18 protein-coding genes, 1 tRNA gene and 2 rRNA genes (1 of these 21 only partly in view) are annotated in these 20,459 nt (G+C 61.2%); 12 read left to right on the forward strand and 9 right to left on the reverse strand.

The features are described from left to right. The 3 genes from NKI29_RS19920 to NKI29_RS19930 form a co-directional block, all read left to right on the forward strand. Nucleotides 1-2,298, forward strand: a 23S ribosomal RNA gene (locus tag NKI29_RS19920) (it extends 501 nt beyond the left edge of the window). A 96-nt stretch (nt 2,299-2,394) separates the two neighbouring features. Further along, nucleotides 2,395-2,509 (forward strand): 5S ribosomal RNA (gene rrf, locus NKI29_RS19925). 130 nt (nt 2,510-2,639) lie between these two features. After that, nucleotides 2,640-2,716, forward strand: a tRNA-Met gene (locus NKI29_RS19930). A 250-nt stretch (nt 2,717-2,966) separates the two neighbouring features. Here NKI29_RS19930 and NKI29_RS19935 read toward each other — a convergent pair. The 6 genes from NKI29_RS19935 to NKI29_RS19960 all read right to left on the reverse strand — a co-directional run bounded on the left by NKI29_RS19935 (nt 2,967) and on the right by NKI29_RS19960 (nt 8,964). After that, on the reverse strand, nt 2,967-3,473 hold the full coding sequence (locus NKI29_RS19935; RefSeq protein ID WP_352568299.1) for an L-2-amino-thiazoline-4-carboxylic acid hydrolase: 507 nt from the start codon (nt 3,471-3,473) through the stop codon (nt 2,967-2,969). Continuing rightward, on the reverse strand, nt 3,470-4,261 hold the full coding sequence (locus tag NKI29_RS19940) for an ATP-binding cassette domain-containing protein (protein ID WP_352568298.1): 792 nt from the start codon (nt 4,259-4,261) through the stop codon (nt 3,470-3,472). The genes NKI29_RS19935 and NKI29_RS19940 overlap by 4 nt, the downstream gene beginning before the upstream one ends. After that, nucleotides 4,258-5,256 (reverse strand): ABC transporter ATP-binding protein, encoded by a 999-nt coding sequence (locus NKI29_RS19945; RefSeq protein WP_352568297.1) that lies wholly within the window; start codon nt 5,254-5,256, stop codon nt 4,258-4,260. Before NKI29_RS19945 ends, NKI29_RS19940 begins: the two co-directional genes overlap by 4 nt. Continuing rightward, nucleotides 5,253-6,083: an ABC transporter permease gene (locus tag NKI29_RS19950; protein WP_352568296.1), complete on the reverse strand. Its 831-nt coding sequence runs from the start codon at nt 6,081-6,083 to the stop codon at nt 5,253-5,255. Before NKI29_RS19950 ends, NKI29_RS19945 begins: the two co-directional genes overlap by 4 nt. Next, a complete protein-coding gene (locus tag NKI29_RS19955; protein WP_352568295.1) occupies nt 6,080-7,066 on the reverse strand; it encodes an ABC transporter permease in 987 nt (328 codons plus the stop codon). The genes NKI29_RS19950 and NKI29_RS19955 overlap by 4 nt, the downstream gene beginning before the upstream one ends. Nucleotides 7,067-7,353: 287 nt before the next feature. Then, the gene (locus tag NKI29_RS19960; protein WP_352568294.1) at nt 7,354-8,964 is read right to left on the reverse strand and encodes an ABC transporter substrate-binding protein; all 1,611 of its coding nucleotides are present in this window, start codon (nt 8,962-8,964) and stop codon (nt 7,354-7,356) included. 366 nt (nt 8,965-9,330) lie between these two features. On the opposite strand from NKI29_RS19960, the gene NKI29_RS19965 reads away from it, so the two are divergent. After that, on the forward strand, nt 9,331-10,536 hold the full coding sequence (locus NKI29_RS19965; RefSeq protein ID WP_352648871.1) for a M24 family metallopeptidase: 1,206 nt from the start codon (nt 9,331-9,333) through the stop codon (nt 10,534-10,536). Nucleotides 10,537-10,651: 115 nt separating this feature from the next. Beyond that, nucleotides 10,652-11,278, forward strand: a complete 627-nt coding sequence (locus NKI29_RS19970) for a DUF4304 domain-containing protein (RefSeq protein ID WP_352797040.1) — start codon at nt 10,652-10,654, stop codon at nt 11,276-11,278. 2 nt (nt 11,279-11,280) lie between these two features. On the opposite strand, the gene NKI29_RS19975 is transcribed toward NKI29_RS19970, so the two are convergent. Genes NKI29_RS19975 through NKI29_RS19985 form a run of 3 tightly spaced genes read right to left on the reverse strand, consistent with a single transcriptional unit; the run spans nt 11,281 to nt 13,771 of the window. Further along, nucleotides 11,281-11,697: a cupin domain-containing protein gene (locus NKI29_RS19975; protein WP_352797042.1), complete on the reverse strand. Its 417-nt coding sequence runs from the start codon at nt 11,695-11,697 to the stop codon at nt 11,281-11,283. Nucleotides 11,698-11,723: 26 nt separating this feature from the next. Then, nucleotides 11,724-12,563: a phosphoenolpyruvate hydrolase family protein gene (locus tag NKI29_RS19980; RefSeq protein ID WP_352568291.1), complete on the reverse strand. Its 840-nt coding sequence runs from the start codon at nt 12,561-12,563 to the stop codon at nt 11,724-11,726. A gap of 11 nt (nt 12,564-12,574) precedes the next feature. Next, nucleotides 12,575-13,771, reverse strand: coding sequence for a Tm-1-like ATP-binding domain-containing protein (locus tag NKI29_RS19985; RefSeq protein ID WP_352797044.1), 1,197 nt, complete (start codon nt 13,769-13,771; stop codon nt 12,575-12,577). A 109-nt stretch (nt 13,772-13,880) separates the two neighbouring features. On the opposite strand from NKI29_RS19985, the gene NKI29_RS19990 reads away from it, so the two are divergent. From NKI29_RS19990 to NKI29_RS20020, 7 genes are all read left to right on the forward strand, one after another. Next, complete coding sequence (locus NKI29_RS19990; RefSeq protein WP_502896714.1) at nt 13,881-14,576, forward strand: TetR/AcrR family transcriptional regulator; 696 nt, start codon at nt 13,881-13,883, stop codon at nt 14,574-14,576. 358 nt (nt 14,577-14,934) lie between these two features. Continuing rightward, nucleotides 14,935-16,251 carry an ABC transporter substrate-binding protein gene (locus NKI29_RS19995; protein WP_352448404.1) on the forward strand — a complete coding sequence of 439 codons (1,317 nt, stop codon included), beginning with the start codon at nt 14,935-14,937 and terminating at the stop codon, nt 16,249-16,251. Nucleotides 16,252-16,325: 74 nt separating this feature from the next. Further along, nucleotides 16,326-17,231, forward strand: a complete 906-nt coding sequence (locus NKI29_RS20000) for a carbohydrate ABC transporter permease (RefSeq protein ID WP_023722315.1) — start codon at nt 16,326-16,328, stop codon at nt 17,229-17,231. Between the two features lies 1 nt (nt 17,232). Then, a complete protein-coding gene (locus NKI29_RS20005) occupies nt 17,233-18,192 on the forward strand; it encodes a carbohydrate ABC transporter permease (RefSeq protein ID WP_292661213.1) in 960 nt (319 codons plus the stop codon). Next, nucleotides 18,189-18,410 (forward strand): hypothetical protein, encoded by a 222-nt coding sequence (locus NKI29_RS20010; RefSeq protein WP_023675179.1) that lies wholly within the window; start codon nt 18,189-18,191, stop codon nt 18,408-18,410. The genes NKI29_RS20005 and NKI29_RS20010 overlap by 4 nt, the downstream gene beginning before the upstream one ends. Further along, nucleotides 18,407-19,510 (forward strand): ABC transporter ATP-binding protein, encoded by a 1,104-nt coding sequence (locus NKI29_RS20015; protein ID WP_352568289.1) that lies wholly within the window; start codon nt 18,407-18,409, stop codon nt 19,508-19,510. Before NKI29_RS20010 ends, NKI29_RS20015 begins: the two co-directional genes overlap by 4 nt. After that, nucleotides 19,510-20,459 (forward strand): ABC transporter ATP-binding protein (locus NKI29_RS20020; protein ID WP_352797047.1); only part of this gene is annotated, 950 nt, incomplete at its 3' end. The genes NKI29_RS20015 and NKI29_RS20020, both read left to right, overlap by 1 nt.

Here is a 20,459-nt window from a genome sequence, read left to right on the forward strand (position 1 = left end):
GTACCGTGAGGGAAAGGTGAAAAGCACCCCGACAAGGGGAGTGAAAGAGTACCTGAAACCGATTGCCTACAAACAGTGGGAGCCCGCAAGGGTCACCACGTACCTTTTGTATAATGGGTCAGCGACTTAGTGTGACGAGCAAGCTTAAACCGATAGGTGTAGGCGCAGCGAAAGCGAGTCTGAACAGGGCGTTCAGTTCGTCGCATTAGACCCGAAACCGAGTGATCTAGCCATGAGCAGGTTGAAGGTAAGGTAACACTTACTGGAGGACCGAACCCATAACTGTTGCAATAGTTCGGGATGACTTGTGGCTAGGGGTGAAAGGCCAATCAAACTCGGAAATAGCTGGTTCTCCGCGAAATCTATTTAGGTAGAGCGTCGACCGAATACCCCAGGGGGTAGAGCACTGGATGGGCTAGGGGTCCTCACCGGATTACCAAACCTAACCAAACTCCGAATACCTGGGAGTAATAGTCGGCAGACACACGGCGGGTGCTAACGTCCGTCGTGAAAAGGGAAACAACCCTGACCTACAGCTAAGGTCCCCAAGTTATGGCTAAGTGGGAAAGGATGTGAGGATCCCAAAACAACCAGGATGTTGGCTTAGAAGCAGCCATCATTTAAAGAAAGCGTAACAGCTCACTGGTCTAAATAAGGGTCTTTGCGCCGAAAATGTAACGGGGCTAAAGCCATACACCGAAGCTTAGGGTTTGCAGCAATGCAAGCGGTAGCGGAGCGTTCTGTAAGCTGATGAAGCCATACCCGTGAGGGGTGGTGGAGGTATCAGAAGTGCGAATGCTGACATGAGTAACGTAAGGGGAGTGAGAGACTCCCCCGCCGAAAGTCCAAGGGTTCCTGCTTAAAGCTAATCTGAGCAGGGTTAGCCGGCCCCTAAGTCGAGGCAGAAATGCGTAGACGATGGGAACCACGTTAATATTCGTGGGCCTGGAGGAAGTGACGGATCATTGAGGTAGTCCAATCTTATCGGATTGAAAGGGCTGCTGCGTGGTTCCAGGAAATAGCTCCTCCTTATAGACCGTACCCGAAACCGACACTGGTGGACTGGTAGAGTATACCAAGGCGCTTGAGAGAACTATGCTGAAGGAACTCGGCAAATTGCACGCGTAACTTCGGAAGAAGCGTGACCCTTTCATGCGCAAGCATGGGAGGGTGGCACAGACCAGGGGGTAGCGACTGTTTATCAAAAACACAGGGCTCTGCGAAGTCGCAAGACGACGTATAGGGTCTGACGCCTGCCCGGTGCTGGAAGGTTAAGAGGAGGGGTGCAAGCTCTGAATCGAAGCCCCAGTAAACGGCGGCCGTAACTATAACGGTCCTAAGGTAGCGAAATTCCTTGTCGGGTAAGTTCCGACCTGCACGAATGGCGTAACGACTTCCCCGCTGTCTCCAGCATAGACTCAGTGAAATTGAATTCCCCGTGAAGATGCGGGGTTCCTGCGGTTAGACGGAAAGACCCCGTGCACCTTTACTATAGCTTTACATTGGCATTCGTAGTGGCATGTGTAGGATAGGTGGTAGGCTTTGAAACCTGGGCGCCAGCTCAGGTGGAGCCACCCTTGAAATACCACCCTTATCACTATGGATGTCTAACCGCGGCCCGTTATCCGGGTCCGGGACAATGTATGGTGGGTAGTTTGACTGGGGCGGTCGCCTCCTAAAGAGTAACGGAGGCGCGCGATGGTGGGCTCAGAACGGTCGGAAATCGTTCGCTGAGTGCAATGGCATAAGCCTGCCTGACTGCGAGACTGACAAGTCGAGCAGAGACGAAAGTCGGTCATAGTGATCCGGTGGTCCCGCGTGGAAGGGCCATCGCTCAACGGATAAAAGGTACGCCGGGGATAACAGGCTGATGACCCCCAAGAGTCCATATCGACGGGGTTGTTTGGCACCTCGATGTCGACTCATCGCATCCTGGGGCTGGAGCAGGTCCCAAGGGTATGGCTGTTCGCCATTTAAAGCGGTACGTGAGTTGGGTTCAGAACGTCGTGAGACAGTTCGGTCCCTATCTGCCGTGGGTGTAGGAATATTGAAAGGATCTGTCCCTAGTACGAGAGGACCGGGATGGACGGATCTCTGGTGGACCTGTTGTGGCGCCAGCCGCATAGCAGGGTAGCTATATCCGGACGGGATAACCGCTGAAGGCATCTAAGCGGGAAACCCACCTTAAAACGAGTATTCCCTGAGAACCGTGGAAGACGACCACGTTGATAGGCCGGGTGTGGAAGAGCGGCAACGCTTGAAGCTTACCGGTACTAATAGTTCGATCGGCTTGATCGTTCTCATTCCTAATGCCCATTTCTGGTGACAATCCTTGGATTGCGCCGAGATGGATGGCACAGAAAACAGCTTCTCGAGCAACGTGCGTTTTGCCGACCTGGTGGTTATGGCGGAGCGGCTGCACCCGATCCCATTCCGAACTCGGCCGTGAAACGCTCCAGCGCTGATGGTACTTCGTCTCAAGACGCGGGAGAGTAGGTCGCTGCCAGGTCTGCCAAGCGCACGTTGTTTAATCTTCTCCTTACGAACAGGCCCGCCAACGGGATATCGGGCCGCGCAAGCGGCCTTTTCATTTGGCGGAAGCTTGAATCCAGTGAGCCAAGGCTTACTTCTAGGGTTGACGCGGGGTGGAGCAGCCCGGTAGCTCGTCAGGCTCATAACCTGAAGGTCACAGGTTCAAATCCTGTCCCCGCAACCAAATTCGAAAACGGCCCGCCTTGTGCGGGCCGTTTTCGTTTTGCTGGCCGATTGGTTCGATCCCCGTCAGGGACTCGCACGAAGCAGACACAGCGAGACACCAAGGCAGGTCCAGCCCCCGCAAAAACCCCGGTAGCCTTACAGCGCCGGGGTTTTTTTGTTTTGGGGCGTGCTGCCAAACACCGAAGCTCGCGCGCCGCGACGAAGTTCCACGTCCTGCCGGCACCTGAATGTGCTGCATGGATGCAGCTCTAGCCGGCATCCCGGTTGGTCAAGGCGATGTGGCAGCAGCCGGAACCGTGGCCCGGCGTCCAGGTGACGTTGTCGAAGCGCACTCCGGTGGCCTCGAACAGGCCGCGGTCGAAGGCGCCGGCGATTCGGCAGAGCGTGGCGAGCTTCTCGTCGCCGACGCCGGCTTCGACCCAGGCGTCCTTCAGCGGACAGCGCTTGACCTTGAAGGCGATGCGGCCTTGGCTGCGTTCGACGTCGGTCGGATACATGCGGCCGCCATCCGGGCTGACGGCCAGGAACGCCTCGCCGATCGCCGGTGCATCGTTCGGGCCGAAATCGGCAAAGGCCGCCGCCGCAACCTCCTTGCCGCGTTGTTCGATTATACGGATCATAATCGCCTCGGCTTTTTCCGCGCCCAACTCCGCGGTTAGCTCGTCGAGGAACAGACGATAGAGATCGGCGCGGTTGCGGAAGGCGGAATCGAGTTCGCGCGACAGTTTTTCGGCTCGGGCTTCGGCGTCGGTCATGATGCGTCCTGTTCGAGCCTTGACAGTCTTGGCGCTGCCGCTACCAGCGCCTTGCCGATCGCGGATTGCGGCGCGTCGATGACGGTGCGGGCATCGCCGCTCTCGGCAATCCGCCCGGCGTCCAGAATGGCCATGCGGTGGGCGATGGCACGGACGACGCCGAGATCGTGCGAAATGAATAGATAGGCGATGCGCTCCTCGCGTTGAAGGTCGAGCAGCAGTTGCAGGATCTGCGCACGAACCGAAACGTCGAGCGCCGACACGGCCTCGTCGAGCACGACCAGCGACGGTTTCGTGGCGATGGCGCGGGCGATTGCAACGCGCTGGCGCTGACCGCCGGAAATTTCGTGAATGGCGCGGCCGGCGAGACCGGGGCTGAGGCCGACGCGTTCCAGCAGAGCTGCAATACGGCGCGGGCGCTCGGGGCCAGAGGCAATGTGATGGATGCGCAAGGGGTCGTCGAGCACACGCGCGACTGTGGCGCGTGGGTTCAAGGCGGCGAGCGGATCCTGAAACACCATCTGAAGACGGGCGCGCCGGCCGCGCAAGGCAGCGCCGTTCAGCGACAGGAAATCGCTGCCTTCAAATTCGATACGGCCGGTATCGAATTCGATGAGCCGGAGCACTAGACGAGCTATCGTCGACTTGCCGCTGCCGGAAGGTCCGGCTAGCGCCAGCGTCTCGCCGGGGTCGATGTGGAAGGAAACGTCGTCGACCGCGGCGATGATCTTGCCGCCGCGACTGTATCGTTTGGTCAGGCCGGAAACGGCGAGCAGCGGGTCGGTCATGTTCGCCGCAACAGCGGCTCGGCGTCGAGGCCGAGATGAGCGTCAAGCAGCACACGAGTGTATGCGTGACGCGGCGCATTGACGATTTGGGCTGTCGAACCGAGCTCGAGCAGCTCGCCATGCCGGAACACCGCGATGCGCTCCGCAAGCTCAGCGGCCAGCGCAATGTCGTGGCTGATGAACAGCAGCGTCATACCGTCCTCGGCCACCAGTCGCCGGATCAGCCCGACGATCTCGGCCTGCACGATCGTATCCAGCGCGCTGGTCGCCTCGTCGGCGATCAGCAGTTTCGGACCGGCAGCAATCGCCGCGGCGATCGCCACACGCTGCTTCTGGCCGCCGGAGAGCTGGTGCGGGAAGGCGCAGAGGGCAGCGTCCGGATCGGGCAGGCGGACGCGCTCGAGCAGGGTTTTTGCCTTGGCATAGGCGTCTCGCCAACTGAGGCTGAGATGAGTGCACGCGACTTCCGCGATCTGCTTGCCGATTGGCATCACCGGGTCGAGACTTGCGGATGGGTCCTGGAAAATGAAGCCGATGTCACGGCCACCGATTGGAGCATGGTCGCGAAGGCTTGCAGGTTGGCGTCCCGTCGCACCCCCCTCTGTCCTGCCGGACATCTCCCCCTCAAGGGGGGAGATTGCACTTTCATCTCTGCCTTCGCCAATCACCGAAGCTGGCGGAAAGGAACCGGCTGCGGAACTGCCGATCTCCCCCCTTGAGGGGGAGATGTCCGGCAGGACAGAGGGGGGTGCCTTGGCACCAAACATTGGTGGCGGGCGCAAGAGCCAATCGATGCGGCCTTCGATCCTGGCGGTGGCCGGCAGCAGGTCGGCAATGGCCAGCGCCAGCGTGCTCTTGCCCGAACCGCTTTCACCGATGATGGCAAAGCGCTCGCCGGCGGTGATGTCGAAGCCGACATTCTTCAGCGCCGCTACCTCGGCGCCGTCACGGCGATAGGTCACCGTCAGATTGCGGATCGAAGCAAGCGCCGTCACGACAGGCTCCTCCTCATCGCCGTGGTCTCGACGACGCCTTCGCCGGCGAGATAGACGCCGAGCACGGTGAGCACGAGCGCTACGCCCGGAATGATCGACAGGAAGGGCGCGGTGCGCAGCACGGCGCGGCCTTCGGCGATCATGCCGCCCCAGGTAACCCGGTTGGGATCGCCGAGGCCGAGAAAGGACAATGCCGCTTCGGTGAGAATCGCCGCGGCGACGATCACCGACGACAAAGCCATTACCGGCGGCAGCGCATTGGGGAGCACCTCCCGAAAGGCGATCTCCAACGGATGCATGCCGATGACGCGGGCGCCGGCAACAAAATCGCGCTCGCGGATCGACAGCACTTCGGCCCGCGCCACGCGTGCCGGTCCGGTCCAGGCGCCAAGCGCGATCGCCGCGACGACGACGCCGAGCGACGGCCCGACAATGCTCACGAAAGCCAAAGCCAGCAGGAAGGCTGGCACGGTCTGGAACGCGTCGGCGATGCGCATCAGCATCTCGTCGACAACGCCGCCAGCAAAACCGGCCAACGTGCCGATTATGGCGCCGACGGCAAGGGCGACGGCTGCTGCTGCCAGCCCGACCGCCAGCGAGGTGCGGGCGCCGTGGAGAAGCTCGGCTAGCACGTCGCGGCCGAGCCGGTCGGTGCCGAGCGGCAGCGACCAATCCTGGAAGGGCGGCAGCAATGCCGGTCCGGCAATCGCCTGCGGATCGCCGGGAAAGAACAAAGGCGCGGCAAAAACCATGGCAAACAGCGCCGCCAGGATGACCGCGCCGGCGACAGCCTCCGGCGTGCGCAGGAAGCGGGCAAGCGGACTCATGCGCTGGCCTCACTGGCGCCGACGCGCGGATCGAGGAAGACGTAGGCGATGTCGACGAGAACGTTGATGATGACGACCAGGACAGCGCTGGTGAGAATAATGCCGAGCAGTAGTGGGGTATCCCGCGCGGCCACCGCTTCCTGCGCCAGTCGGCCGAGGCCGGGGACGGAAAAGACGCTCTCGATCACGACGCTGCCGCCCAACATCTGCGCGGATTGCAGGCCGAGCATGGTGACCAGCGGCAACAGCGCGTTACGGGCGACGTGAGCGAGCACGATGCGACGGCGGGAAAGTCCCCTGGCACGGGCGGCCAGCACAAAGTCCTGTCGCCACACCTCGGCCATGCCGGCGCGCGTCATGCGCAGATAGAGCGCGAGATAAATGAAGCCGAGCGCCGAAACCGGCAGGACGAGATGGCGGGCGATATCGGCGGCGCGATCGAGGCCGGTCCTGGCCGAGACGATACTCTCGATGCCGCCGATCGGAAACCAGCGCAGGTCGACGGCGAAGACAATGATCAGCACAAGCCCGAGCCAGAAGCCCGGCACGGCATAGAGCGCCAGCGAGCCGATGGACAGGAAACGATCACGGAAGCTGCCGGGTCTGGCGCCGGCATAGATGCCGAGCGCCGAGCCGAGGCCGAAGGAGAGCGCGGTGGCGCTCCCCATCAACAGAAGCGTGTTGGGCAGGCGCTCGAGGACGACTTCGCGGATCGGCCGCGAAAAGGTGACCGACTGGCCAAGGTCGAGATGCAGCAGCGCCCAAAGGTAATTGGCCAGCCGCGTCAGCTCAGACTGGTCGAGCCCCCAGCGGTGACGCAACAGCTCGATCATGCCGGCGTCGCCGCCGGTCGAGACGATATAGGCATCGACCGCGTCGCCGGGAGCGGCTTCGAGCAGCAGGAAGGTGCCAATGACGACAATCAGCAGCACGAAGATGCTGCCGACGAGACGGCGGCGAAGGAGGATGACGGCGCGGGTCATGGCGCAACGCCGATAGGAGAGCCAAGTCTTCGGTGCCGCGCTCTACGGCGCCCCCCTCTGTCCTGCCGGACATCTCCCCCACAAGGAGGGAGATTGGCAGTTTCGGCGTTGCCGGCCGTCTTGCAACGCTGGAGATTGGCAAAAGCGACAATGACAGCCGATCTCCCCGCTCGTGGGGGAGATGCCAAGTGGTGGCAAAGAGGGCAGGACAGAGGGGGGCGCGAAAAAGCTCTCATCGCTGAAGCTGAGCACCCACACAAGCGGCGCGCAAGTCTGAAGAGACTTCCTTACCCCTCCAGCCAAGTGTCCGCCCAGTTCGATACCGCCCAGCGCGGGTTGTTGGCGATGTTGTTGACCGTATCGCGGGCGACGCTGATGAAACTCCATTCGGCGACGTTGATCAGTGGCAGGTCGGCGGCAACTTTTCTCTGGAACTCCTTGTAGAGTTCGGTGCGGGCGGCGGTGTCGAGCGTCTCCGATGCCTTGGCGATCAGGGCGTCGAGATCGGCATTCTTGTAGCCACCCTGGTTGGAGAAGGGCACGCCGTCGGGAATACCGCTCTGCACCAGGATGGTGGTCGAGATCGCCGGATCGCCGCGGAACACCGGCGGCCCGACCGCAAGGTCGAAGGCGTGGTCGGTGTAGACAGCCTTGATATGCGCGGCAGAGTCGTTGTTGACCAGTTGGGCGTCGATGCCGATGGCTGCGAGCGCCTGGCGCAGATAGTCGCCGAACTGCTTGGTTTCGTTGAAGTAGGGCGCCGGTAGCAACCTCAGTGAAAAGCGCTTGCCGTCATCGCCCCGGCTGTAGCCGGCCTCGTCAAGCAAGGCGTTGGCCTTGGCGACGTCGAAGGCGTAGGTCGGCACGTCGGCGGTGTAGAATTGCGGGTCGTTTTTCGGCACCGGGCCAGTGGCGGTGGCGGCATAGCCAAGGAATACCGTCTTGACGACGAAATCCTTGTCGATAGCGTGAGCGATCGCCTGGCGTACTTTCAGGTCGGCCAGCTCCTTGCGGCGATGATTGATCTCGACGACGAGCTGGTAGGTCAGCCCTTCATAACCCTTGGTGATCACCTTGAGACCGGGCACTTTGGAGATGCGGTCGAGATCGGCCAGGGGCACGGCGGAGAAGGCGGCGAGCTGGATCTCTTCGGCTTCCAGGGCGCTGGCCGCCGACGTGCGGTCCGGCAGCACCTGATAGATGATCTCGCCGAGATAGGGCTCGTCCTTGCCCCAATAGTCGGTGTTCTTCTCCAGCCGGTAATATTCGCCGGGCTTGTGTTCGGCAAATTTGAACGGTCCGGTGCCGACCGGGGCGTTGTTGGCCGGGTTGTCCTCGATCTTTCCGGTCTCATAGATGTGCTTGGGCACCACGCTGCTCAGCGCCGGCAAGGCGTTGCGGATCAGCTGGAACGGTGTCGGCTTGGCGAATTTGAACACGGCGGTGGTTTCGTCCGGCGTGTCGACCGCCTCCAGATCCTTGAACACGGTGCGGCCGAGATTCTGCAGCGGCTTCCAGACCTGCAGCGCCGAGAAGGCGACATCGGCTGAGGTGAATGGCTTCCCATCATGCCATTTGACGCCCTCGCGCAGCTTGAACGTCACCGACAGGCCGTCGGCGGCACCTTCCCAGCTGAGCGCCAGCCGTGGCTCGAGCCCGTCCTTGCCGCCGAAGGAGGCCTCGGCCAAGGTTTCCACGATCTTGCTCGAGATGAAGAAGACGCCGTTCGAGGCGACAATCGCCGGATTGAGGTTGCGCGGCTCGGAATCGGCGGCGACAACCAGTCGTCCGCCCTTTCTCGGCGTCTGCGCCGAGCCGATCGTCGGCATGGCGGTGGAGGCCAACAGCAATGCCGAACCGGCCAGCATTGTACGTCTGGAAATGGTGAACTCTGGCATGATCGAACTCCGTCCTCTCCGCGGACCCGGCCGGGTCCGCCGTACCCCTCGGACGCTCGTAAGCATCCTGCAAAGCTGATTATGGGCCTTGTGCGGGGTTTCGCCAAAGACGGAATTGGCGCATCTCTATGTGGCTTTGAAATTTCCGTCCGCTGGACCAGTTGTACAGAAAACGGTTCGATGCGCGGTTCTAGCAGGACCAGACTGGAGTAAAGTGCAGCAGGTGGAGCAGCTTTTGGGACTGGTTCGCCCGTTCTGGCTGGACCAGATCGGGCAAAATGATGCAGATTTAAGCATAGCCGAGGTTCAGAGCCGGAAAAGCCGGTGCCGGCGAGCGGCCGGCTAAGGGATTTCAGGGAGAGAGACATGAACATTGCCCCAGGCAAGAATGCCGTCGGCAGCGTGCCGTTCGACCAGGCCAGGGTGGACGGGCTGATGGAGGAGGCCGGCATCGACGCGCTGCTCGCCACCTCCAAGCACAACACGCAATATCTGCTTGGCGGCTACAAGTTCATCTTCTTCGCCGCCATGGATGCAATCGGCCACAGCCGTTATCTGCCTGTCGTCGTCTATGAGAAAGGTGGGCCGGAGCATGCCGCCTATATCGGCAACCGCATGGAAGGCGGCGAGCACCAGAATCATCCGTTCTGGACGCCGACACTGCATGCCGCCTGCTGGGGTACGCTCGATGCCGCCAATCTGGCGGTCGAGCATTTGCGAAAGATCGGCAAGGGCAATGCCCGCATCGGCATCGAGCCCGCCTTCCTGCCGTCCGACGCCTATATGCTGATCCGCAACGCGTTGCCGGATGCCAAGCTGATCGATGCGACTGATATGCTGGAGCGCATGCGGGCAATCAAAACCGAGGCGGAGCTGGAAAAGCTGCGCATCGCTTCGGAGCTGATCACCGATTCCATGCTGGCGACCATCGGCTGGGCACGCGAAGGCACGACCAAGAGCGAGATCATCGAACAGCTCAGGCGCGAGGAGACCAATCGCGGCGCGCATTTCGAATATTGCCTGTTGACGCTAGGCTCCAGCCACAACCGCGCCGCTTCGCCGCAGGCGTGGAGGAAGGGCGAGGTGATGTCGATCGATTCCGGCGGCAACTACCACGGCTATATCGGCGATCTTTGCCGCATGGGCGTGCTGGGCGACCCTGACGCCGAGCTCGAGGATCTGCTGGCCGAGATCGAGACAGTGCAGCAGGCGGCCTTTTCCAAGGTCAAGGCGGGCACGCTGGGCGGTGACATGATTTCTCATGCCGAAGGCGTTCTGAAGAAATCCAAGGTTGCGGCCTATACTGATTTCTTCGCGCATGGCATGGGGCTGATCACGCATGAAGCGCCGTTCCTGATGACCAACCATCCGGTGACCTATGAAGGCACCTATGCCGCAAAGCCGCTGGAGAAGAACATGGTGCTTTCGGTCGAGACGACCATGCTCCACCCGACGCGCGGCTTCATCAAGCTGGAGGACACGGTGGCGGTAACCGATGCCGGTTACGTCATGTTCGGCGATCGGGGCCGGGGCTGGAACGGGGGCGGGGGCGGCTTAGGCGCTGGTACCTAGCCCGTTCTTGAGATTACCTCGTCCGAGCAAATAATTGGTCACGCCAGCGAGCATTTGCCGATATGGAACGCGAACTGCCCAAGCAGGCTTTATCGACGGGTGCGAGCAGATCTCCATGGAATTCGAACCGATTGGGTTCCGCTTTGCGAAAAGCGGTCCTCATGCGAGTCGTCGGGCCGGCGACTGGGCATTCAAAATCTCCTTTCAATCAAACTATCTAAACGTCGGCGGCGAGTACGTCGAACTCGTCGTGCATGCGTCGGTCTACAGCAAGGCAATAAAGGAGTGGGACGAGCGAAGCGCTTGGCCCGCCAGTGCCAGCGATTGGGTCGCCGGTGGACAGCTTGGCAATTTGCGAACCCCGCATCATTGGCGGACATGGAACATCGTAAACCCGCATACCCGCCAGGCTGAAATCGCGAACATCGTTGCCAACATCCAAACGACTGTCCTGCCGCTCTTCGAACGTTTCGACGTTCCGCGCAAACTAGCCGAACAGGTCGCATGTTCTGAAGTTCCGGGCTTCATGTTCCCTGAAAATGCTGTTCGATTTGTACTCTGGCAGCTTGGTCCAGAGGCAGCGGAAAACTGTTTGTCCTATTGGGTGGCGCGCTTACCTTCGCCGGATGCTTTCCGATCAGAGCGCGATGTCCCCACTTTGCCGGATAGGCTCGCTCTGGGAAGCGATACTAACAACCTAGCAAGGGTCGCTCGTGCGATGAAGATTGGCCTCAGCCTGTGACATTATCTGCCCGGCGGGATCAACCTGAAATCCGGCAACTCCCGCAACGCCAGTTCCGGCCCGGCCGGCGAATAGACGACGAAAAGCTGCATCGGCCCGTCGCCGGTATTGAGCGTCGAGTGGAAGCGGCTTTCCGGCACATAGATGGTGCAGCCGGGGCCGACTTTCTCGACGACCGGGTTGCCTTTCTCGTCTTCGACCATCTGCTCGCCATTGCCTGAGATGACAAAGATGATCTCCTCCGCACCCGGATGGTTATGACGCGTATGGCCTTTGCCTGACGGTAGGTCGACGATACCACCGGAAAATCGCTTTGCGCCGTTCACTTCGGGAGCGACCGTCAGCGACAGCCTGCCCCAGTCGAAGCCGAAGGCGCTAACGTCTTTTGGATATACGAATACCTTGCTGTTGTCGGTCATCGTCCCACCCTTCTTTTTGCTGGTCTCTACGCAGCGCCGAACGTGACGGCCTTGAAATCCGCCGTCTGCCTGGCGATCGAGGCTTCCGCCGGCAGCCGCTCCATCGAACTGGCGCCATAGAACCCGTGCAGGCCCTTGCAGCGCTCGAGAATATATCTGGCGTCGTCCGGGATCGAGATCGGCCCGCCATGGCAAAGCAGGATCATATCCTCGCGCACTGAGCGTGCCGCTTTGGCGATGGCGTCGATCTCGCTCACACAGTCGTCCAGCGATTTAGCCGATGTCGCGCCAATCGAGCCGCCGGTGGTCACCCCCATATGGGCGACGACGATGTCGGCGCCAGCTGTTGTCATGGCGCGCGCCTCGTCTGGGTTGAAGACATAGGGCGTGGTCAACAGGTCGAGTTTGTGAGCCTCGGCGATCATGTCGACCTCGAGCCCGAAGCCCATGCCGGTTTCTTCAAAACTCTGCCGCATCTGGCCGTCGAACAGGCCGATGGTCGGAAAGTTCTGCACACCGGAAAAGCCCATCGTCTTCAACTCGGCCAAAAGCAGCGGCATGATGACGAAGGGATCGGTGCCGTTGACGCCGGCCAGCACCGGCGTCTTCTTCACTACCGGCAGCACTTCGTAGGCCATTTCCTTGACGATCTCGTTGGCGTTGCCATAGGCGAGCAGGCCGGCGGCCGAGCCGCGCCCGGCCATGCGGTAGCGGCCGGAATTGTAGATGATGATCAGGTCGATGCCGCCGGCTTCCTCTGCCTTGGCCGACAGGCCGGTGCCGGCACCGCCGCCGACGATCGGCACGCCGTCCGCGATCATCTTGCGGAATTTCTCCAGGATTTTCTTGCGCGGTATGGCGGCCATGTCTTGGTGTCTCACTGTCTGGCGATGTCGAGGAAGGCCGTTGTGGCAGCCCCGGCGAATTCGGGGTCGTTGATATGAAGCGGCAGGCGCAGCACGCGCCGCGTTTTGGCGGGTTTGATGGTACGCTCGATCGCCTCGAACAAAGCGGCATCGGCTTCAGGGTCGAAGAAGGCGCCGCCTTCAATGTCGAGCGCCGACACGCCTTTCTCCGGAATGAGGAAACGAACCGGACCCTGGCAGAGGCTCAGCCTTGTACCGATCCATTCGCCGATCGTTCTGCTTTCGTCGGCAGTGGTGCGCATCAGTGTGACGTTTGGATTGTGCTCATAGAACAGCCGGCCGCGATAGCGTTCCGGAATTGTCGGCGGCGCCCAGAAATTGACCATGTCGAGCGCGCCGACCGAGCCGACATAAGGCAGCCCGGTGCGGGCGATGGCGCCAAAGCGATCTTCGGTCGCCGGCAGCACGCCGCCAAACAGCAAGTCGCAGACTTCGGTCGTTGTGATGTCGATGACGCCTGACAACAGGCCGCTGTCGGCCAATTTTTCCATGGTGCGGCCGCCGGTGCCGGTGGCATGAAAGACCATGCAGTCATAAGTCGAACGAAGCTCATCGGCGATCGCGGTCACGCATGGCGTGGTGACGCCGAACATGGTGAGGCCGAGCGACGGTTTGCCCTCGGGCGGCGGCGCCGGCTTTGTCGCCATGCCTGATATCGCCTGGGCGGCATTGTGCAGCACGACACGCGAAAGCCGGTTGAGGCCGGCCATGTCGGTCACCGACGGCATCATGACGATGTCGGAGACGTCGACGTAAGGCGCGGTGTCACCCGAGGCCAACGTCGAAACCATGATCTTGGGCAGACCGAGCGGCAGCGTGCGCATGCCTGCGGTGATGATCGAGGTGCCGCCACCGCCGCCAATTCCGATAATCCCGGCAATATCGCTGCGCGACTGGACAAACCGGGCAAAGGCGGCAGCCATCGCCGCCACCGCGGTGCCGCGATCGTCGACGCCGAGCACGGCATTGCGACCCTCGGAATGGTGGCTGGCGACCTCGTCTGCCGAAACATCGACCGGCACGGTCGCGCCGCGTGTTCCGATGTCGACACGGGCAATCGAAGCGCCGGTAGCCGCGACCGCATCGGCCAGAAATGCGAGTTCCTCGCCCTTGGTGTCGGCGGTGCCCACCACATAGATGCGCTTCATCGCGTTTCCCCGGTCTTGGGCGTGTTCGGCGCTGCCGCCCCTTTTTGCCCGGCCGTTCGACGGCGCGAAGGGCCATTGCAATTTTTTGAGACACGCGTATCGTATTGACATGAATGTCTCACGTCAACAAGCGGCAATGGACGACGATGCCAGCCAAGGGCCGAACCCCCAGGTAGAGCGCGGGGCCCGCGCGCGCACCAGGCGTCTCATGCTTGAGACGGCGACAAAGCTGATGCAGGCGGGCGCCACGCCCTCCGTCAGCGAGGTGGCGGAGGCAGCGGAGGTCTCGCGCGCCACCGCCTATCGGTATTTTCCGAGCCAGGCGGCGTTGGTGCAGGCGGTGGTCGATGAGGGGCTTGGGCCGATCCTTACGTGGAAATCGAGCTCTGCCGATCCCGAGCGCCGGGTCGCCGAGCTGTTCGAGACCGCCATGCCGCGCATCGAGGTCTTCGAAGCGACGTTCAAGGCGGCGCTGAAACTGTCGCTCGACCAGTGGGCGCAGCGACAGGCAGGCACGCTTGACGGCGAACCTGCCTTCACGCGCGGCCATCGCGTCGATCTTTTGAAAGATGCGATCGCGCCACTCAAAGGCCGGTTGCCGCCGCGCGAATTCAAGCGGCTCGCGCAGGCGCTGTCATTGATCTTCGGTGTTGAGGTGCTGGTCGTTTTAAAGGATATATGGGGATTGGATAGCCGCAGTATGATGTCGGTTGCGCAATGGGCGGCCGGCGCACTGGTGCGTGCGGCGGTGACGGAATCGATGGCTGAAGGTGACGGGATCGCGCCGACGAGGGCCGTTAGATGAGGCCAATCTGGTTCGACCAGATTTTCAGCCTGACCATTTGTGCTACTAGCGATGCAGCGGCCTAAGCAAGGCACTTATGTATCAAGGAGTAGGAAAATTCAGGGAAAACAGACAGATATCGCAGAAACCAACTTGTCTGCGTGTCCGCCACCGTTCAAGAAAGAGCTTGACGTTTGTCTGAAATTGGTAATACCAGATCAGGACAAATAAAGCGGATCAAAGGGTGAAGGCTAAGATCCGTTTCGGTCGAACGAGGAGGCTCAAAACCGGAACGGTGCCGTCACGGGAGGACTACCAGGGCCGGCCTCGCCGCCGGCTCGCATGACGCGGTAGAATGCGCACAAGGGAGGAAATCATTATGCGCAAGACAATGACCAGCTTGCTTGCTGGTATCGGCCTAGTGCTCGCCTGCGGAACGTCCGTCTACGCGCAGGAAAAGGAACTTACAATCTTCTGGGCGGAATGGGATCCGGCCAATTACCTGCAGGAACTCGGCAACGAGTACGAGAAGGAAACCGGCGTCAAGATCACGGTGGAAACCACACCGTGGCCCGACTTCCAGACCAAGGCCTTCACCGAGTTCAACGCCCATGGCGACGCCTACGATATGGTCGTCGGCGACTCGCAATGGCTCGGTGCCGGCTCGACCGGTGGCCACTATGTCGACCTGACCGACTTCTTCAACAAGCACAAGGTCGGTGAAGTGATGGCACCGGCCACGGTGAAATACTATGCCGAATATCCGGGCGGCAGCAGCAAGTACTGGGCCATTCCGCTCGAAGGCGACGCCGTCGGCTGGTCCTATCGCAAGGACTGGTTCGAAGACCCCAAGGAAAAGGAAGCCTTCAAGGCCAAGTATGGCTACGATCTCGACGTGCCGAAGGATTTCAAGGCGCTACGCGACATCGCCGAATTCTTCTACCGGCCGGACCAGAAAAAATACGGCATCGCCATCTACACCGACAATTCCTATGACGCGATGGCGATGGGCTTCGAAAACGCGCTGTTCTCCTTCGGCGGCGAGCTGGGTGACTATAAGACCTACAAGGTCGATGGCTTCATCAACTCCGACAAGGCGATCGCGGCGCTCGACGCCTACAAGGAACTCTACAAGTTCACGCCTCCGGGCTGGGCCAAGTCGTTCTTCGTCGAGGACAACCAGGCGATCACTGAAAACCTGGCCGCGATGAGCATGAACTACTTCGCGTTCTTCCCCTCACTGATCAACGAGGCGTCGAACCCGAACGCCAAGAACACCGGCTTCTTCGCCAATCCAGCCGGACCTGGCGGCGACCAGTTCGCCGCACTCGGCGGTCAGGGCATCTCCATCGTTTCCTACTCGCAGAAGCAGGAAGAGGCGACGAAGTTCCTGGAATGGTTCATCAAGGACGAGACCCAGAAGAAATGGGCAGCGCTTGGCGGCTACACCTGCAGTGCCGCCGTGCTCAAGTCGCCCGAATTCCAGAACGCCACGCCCTACAACAAGGCGTTCTACGAGACCATGTTCAAGGTCAAGGACTTCTGGGCGGTTCCGGAATACGCGGAACTGCTGCAGCAGCTTAACCAGCGCATCTATCCTTACATGATCGGCGGCGAAGGCACCGCCAAGGAGACGCTGGACGCACTGGCAGCCGACTGGAACGCGACCTTCAAGAAATACGGCCGCGGCCAATAAGTATGAAGTTTCACGGAGGGGGCGTTCGTGCCTCCTCCGTTTCTTTTTCTGATTTTTGAACCGGGAGCAGAGTCTTGGCGACCACGATGATCACCACGCTGGACAGGTCCTCGCGGGCCGCCGCTCGCGGTCTAAGCGACATTTCGATCCGCAATCTCTTCATCATCCCGACGATCCTGTTTCTGATCGTCTTCAACATCTTCCCGCTGATCTATTCGCTGGGCTATTCGTTCACCGATTTCCGCGCCTCGACCAGCGCGGCGGCGAATTTCGTCGGGCTGCAAAACTACCGCGACCTGCTCAGCGATCCCTATGTCTGGTCCAACTTCGCCATCACCGCAAAATACGTCATCATCTCGGTCGCCGGCCAGCTGCTCGTCGGCTTCGGCGTGGCCATGCTGCTCAATCGCGACATTCCGCTCAAGGGCCTGCTGACGACGCTCCTGTTGTTGCCGATGATGCTGTCGATGGCCGTCGTCGGCCTGTTCTGGAAGCTGCTCTACGATCCGTCCTTCGGCATCATCAATTATGCGCTGGGCCTCGGCACCTTCGAATGGCTGTCGGATCCGAAAATGGCGCTCTATGCGGTCGCGCTGACCGACATCTGGATGTGGTCGCCCTTCGTCATGCTGTTGTCGCTGGCCGGCCTGTCGGCCGTGCCCAAGCATCTCTACGAGGCAGCCGCGATCGACAGGGCCGGGCCGTTCTACACCTTCTTCCGCATAACGCTGCCGCTGGTTGCGCCGATCCTGATGATCGCGGTCATCTTCCGCACCATGGAGGCGTTCAAGACCTTCGACCTCGCCTACATCCTGACCAGCCAGCCGACGGCCGAGCTGATCTCGATCCGGCTCTACAAGATGGCGTTCCAGGAATGGCAGACCGGGCGTTCCTGCGCGCTCGCCTACATCGTGCTGATCATGGTGCTGGCGATCACCAACATCTATGTCAAATACCTCAACAAGGTGAAGGAGCGCTGAGATGGCCGCAGTCCGCACTTCTTCCGAAATCACCTTCAACCGGGTCGCCATCGTCGCTGTCCTGCTGGTGACGATCATCTTCCTGGCGCCGATCTACTGGATCGCCTCGACGGCGTTCAAGCCGCGCAACCTCGCCACCACCATTCCGCCGACGGTGGTTTTCCAGCCGGAGATATCGCCCTTCGTCAAGTTGTTCACCAAGCGTTCGCAGCTGCGCAGCCCGCCGTCGCCGGAGGAGTACGCGGCTGCGCCGTGGTGGGAGCGCGTCGTCTTCAATGGGGGCGAAAAGATCGTGCGCGACGGCAAGGGCCAGGTGCAGTGGTCGGGCTATCCGAGCCGTTTCATGAACTCACTGATCGTTGCCATAACCTCGACCGTCCTGGCCGTCGGCATGGGCACCTTCACCGCCTATGGGTTCTCGCGCTTCAAGGTAAAAGGCGAGGCGGACCTACTGTTCTTCATCCTGTCGACACGCATGCTGCCGCCGGTGGTCGTCGCCATTCCGATGTTCCTGATGTACCGGGCGGTCGGCCTCAACGATTCCCATATCGGCCTGATCATCCTTTACACCGCCTTCAACCTGTCCTTCTCGGTGTGGCTGATGAAAGGCTTCATGGACGAGATCCCCAAGGAGTATGAGGAGGCGGCCCTCGTCGACGGCTATACGCGCATGGAGGCCTTCTTCAAGATCGTGCTGCCCGAGGCCGCCACCGGCATCGCCGCCACCGCCGTGTTCTGCTTTATCACGGCGTGGAACGAATATGCCTTCGCACTGATCATGACCAGCCGCCGTGCCCAGACAGCACCGCCCTTCATCCCCAGCCAGGTCGGTTCCGGCCTGCCGGACTGGACGGTGATTGCCGCCGGAACCTTCCTGTTCCTGCTGCCGGTCGCGATCTTCACCTTCCTGCTCCGCAACCACCTGTTGCGCGGCATGTCGTTTGGAGCGATCCGCAAATGAGCTTTCGCGACATCAACCAGAAATATCTCGAACCGGGCAGCCAGGTGCTGATGGTGCTCGGTATCATCGCGCTCTGCCAGCCATGGAACATGCTGCTGCACAGCTATGGCGTGACCATCATCCTGATCGGCCTGATCGGCTTCAACATCACCTCCAAGATCGCGCCGGAGGAGAAGGCCGGCACCGGGCAAGGGGCAAATCCGGGGGCACAGCATTGACCCAGATCGAGCTTCGAGGCATCCAGAAATATTTCGGCGCCGTCCAGGTCATCAAGGACCTCAACCTGAAGATCGACGACAACGAGTTCATCGTGCTGCTCGGCCAGTCGGGCTGCGGGAAGACGACGACGCTCAGGGCGATTGCCGGGCTGGAGACGATCGACGGCGGCGACATCCTCATCGACGGCAAGCCGGTCCAGCACCTCAAGGCCGCCGATCGCGATATCGCCATGGTCTTCCAGTCGTTCTCGCTCTATCCGCATATGAGCGTCTATGAGAACATCGCCTTTCCGCTCAGGGCGACGCGCAAGAGCAAGGCCGAGATCGACAGCGAGGTGCGCTCGGTCGCCAAGACGCTGCAGATCAGCGATCTCCTCGCCAAGAAACCGTCGGCGCTGTCGGGCGGCGACATGCAGCGCGTGGCGATCGGCCGAGCCTTGGTGCGGCGGCCGAAGGCGATGCTGATGGACGAGCCGATCGGGGCGCTCGATGCCAAGCTGCGCGAGGAGATGCGGGCCGAGATCAAGCGGCTGCACATCAAGCAGGGCTCGACCAGCATCTACGTCACCCACGACCAGATCGAGGCGATGAGCCTCGCCGACCGCATTGTCATCATGCATGAAGGTGTGCTGCAGCAGGTCGGCTCGCCGGACGAGGTCTATTCGCATCCGGCGAATCTTTTCGTCGCGCAATTTGTCGGCAGCCCGGTGATGAACGTCGCCGACACTTCGGTGACCGAGAAAGCCTCATCGGCCTCGGTCACGGTCGGCGATGCGGCCGCCGGTTTCGAATTCCCGCGCGCCTTGCTGTCGAAGCTCAACGGCCATGCCGGCAGCCAACTCGCGCTCGGCATCCGGCCGGAAGGCGTTCTCGTTCGCCGCGAAGCCGCCGAGGGGTTCTTGCCGGTGGAGACGCAGATCGTCGAGCCGCTCGGGTCCTTCGATATCGTCGACCTCAAGGTCGGCTCCAAAATGCTGCGGGCGCGCACCAAGAGCGGCTTCATCGGCGGCCCCGGCGAAAGGGTCTTCGTCAGGATCGATCCCAGCCAGGCGCATTTCTTCGACACGGCGAGCGGCAAATCGCTGGGAGTGAGACTCTGATGGCCCACATCCAGCTCAAGAACATCTCGAAGAAGTTCGGCAACCATACTGCTTTGACCGGGCTCGATCTCGACATCGCCGATGGCGAGTTCTTCGTTCTGCTTGGCGAGACCGGCGCCGGCAAGACGACGACGCTGCGCATGATTGCCGGCCTGGAAAAACCGAGCGAAGGCCAGGTCTTCATCGACGGCGTCGATGTCGCCGACTGGGGCGCGGCCGAGCGTGACGTGGCGCTGGTGCTGCAGCAATATTCGCTGTACCCGCGCTATACGGTGCGCCAGAACCTCGAATTTCCGCTGAAGCCGAAGATCCGCCGGCTGCCCGATGCCGAGATCAAGGATCGTGTCGACCGCGCGGCCAGGACGCTGAGGATCGAGCATCTGCTCGACCGCAAGACCGACAGGCTTTCAGGCGGCGAGATGCAGCGCGTCTCGATCGGTCGCGCCATCGTGCGCAAGCCGCGGGTATTCCTGATGGACGAGCCGTTGTCGGCGCTCGACGCCAAATTGCGCGAGGCGCTGCGCACCGAATTGAAGAACCTGCAGATGCAGCTTGGCGCCACCTTCCTGTTCGTGACGCATGATCAGATCGAGGCGATGTCGATGGGTGACAAGGTCGGCGTGCTCAACCATGGCCGCATCGTCCAGACCGGCACGCCGTACGAGATCTATAACAATCCGCGCGACACCTACGTGGCAAGCTTCGTCGGCTCGCCGCCGATGAATCTCATCGACGGCAAGCTCGTCAACGGACGTGCGGTGATGGCGCCGCTCAATTTCGAATTGCCGTTTGCGGGGGGTGCCAAGACTTCGGGGGGTGCCAAGACTTCGTGGGGGCTAAAGACGGGCGCGGCGCCCCCCGGTAGCCCCCGCGTAGTCGGTTTTAGTACCCCGGACCTAGCTCTACAAAACCGCCCGCCCGGCGAGGCGCGGGGCCAAGAAGGAGCTAA

Origin of the sequence: Mesorhizobium sp. M0678 (assembly GCF_040320505.1) — a bacterium.
Lineage (GTDB): Bacteria > Pseudomonadota > Alphaproteobacteria > Rhizobiales > Rhizobiaceae > Mesorhizobium.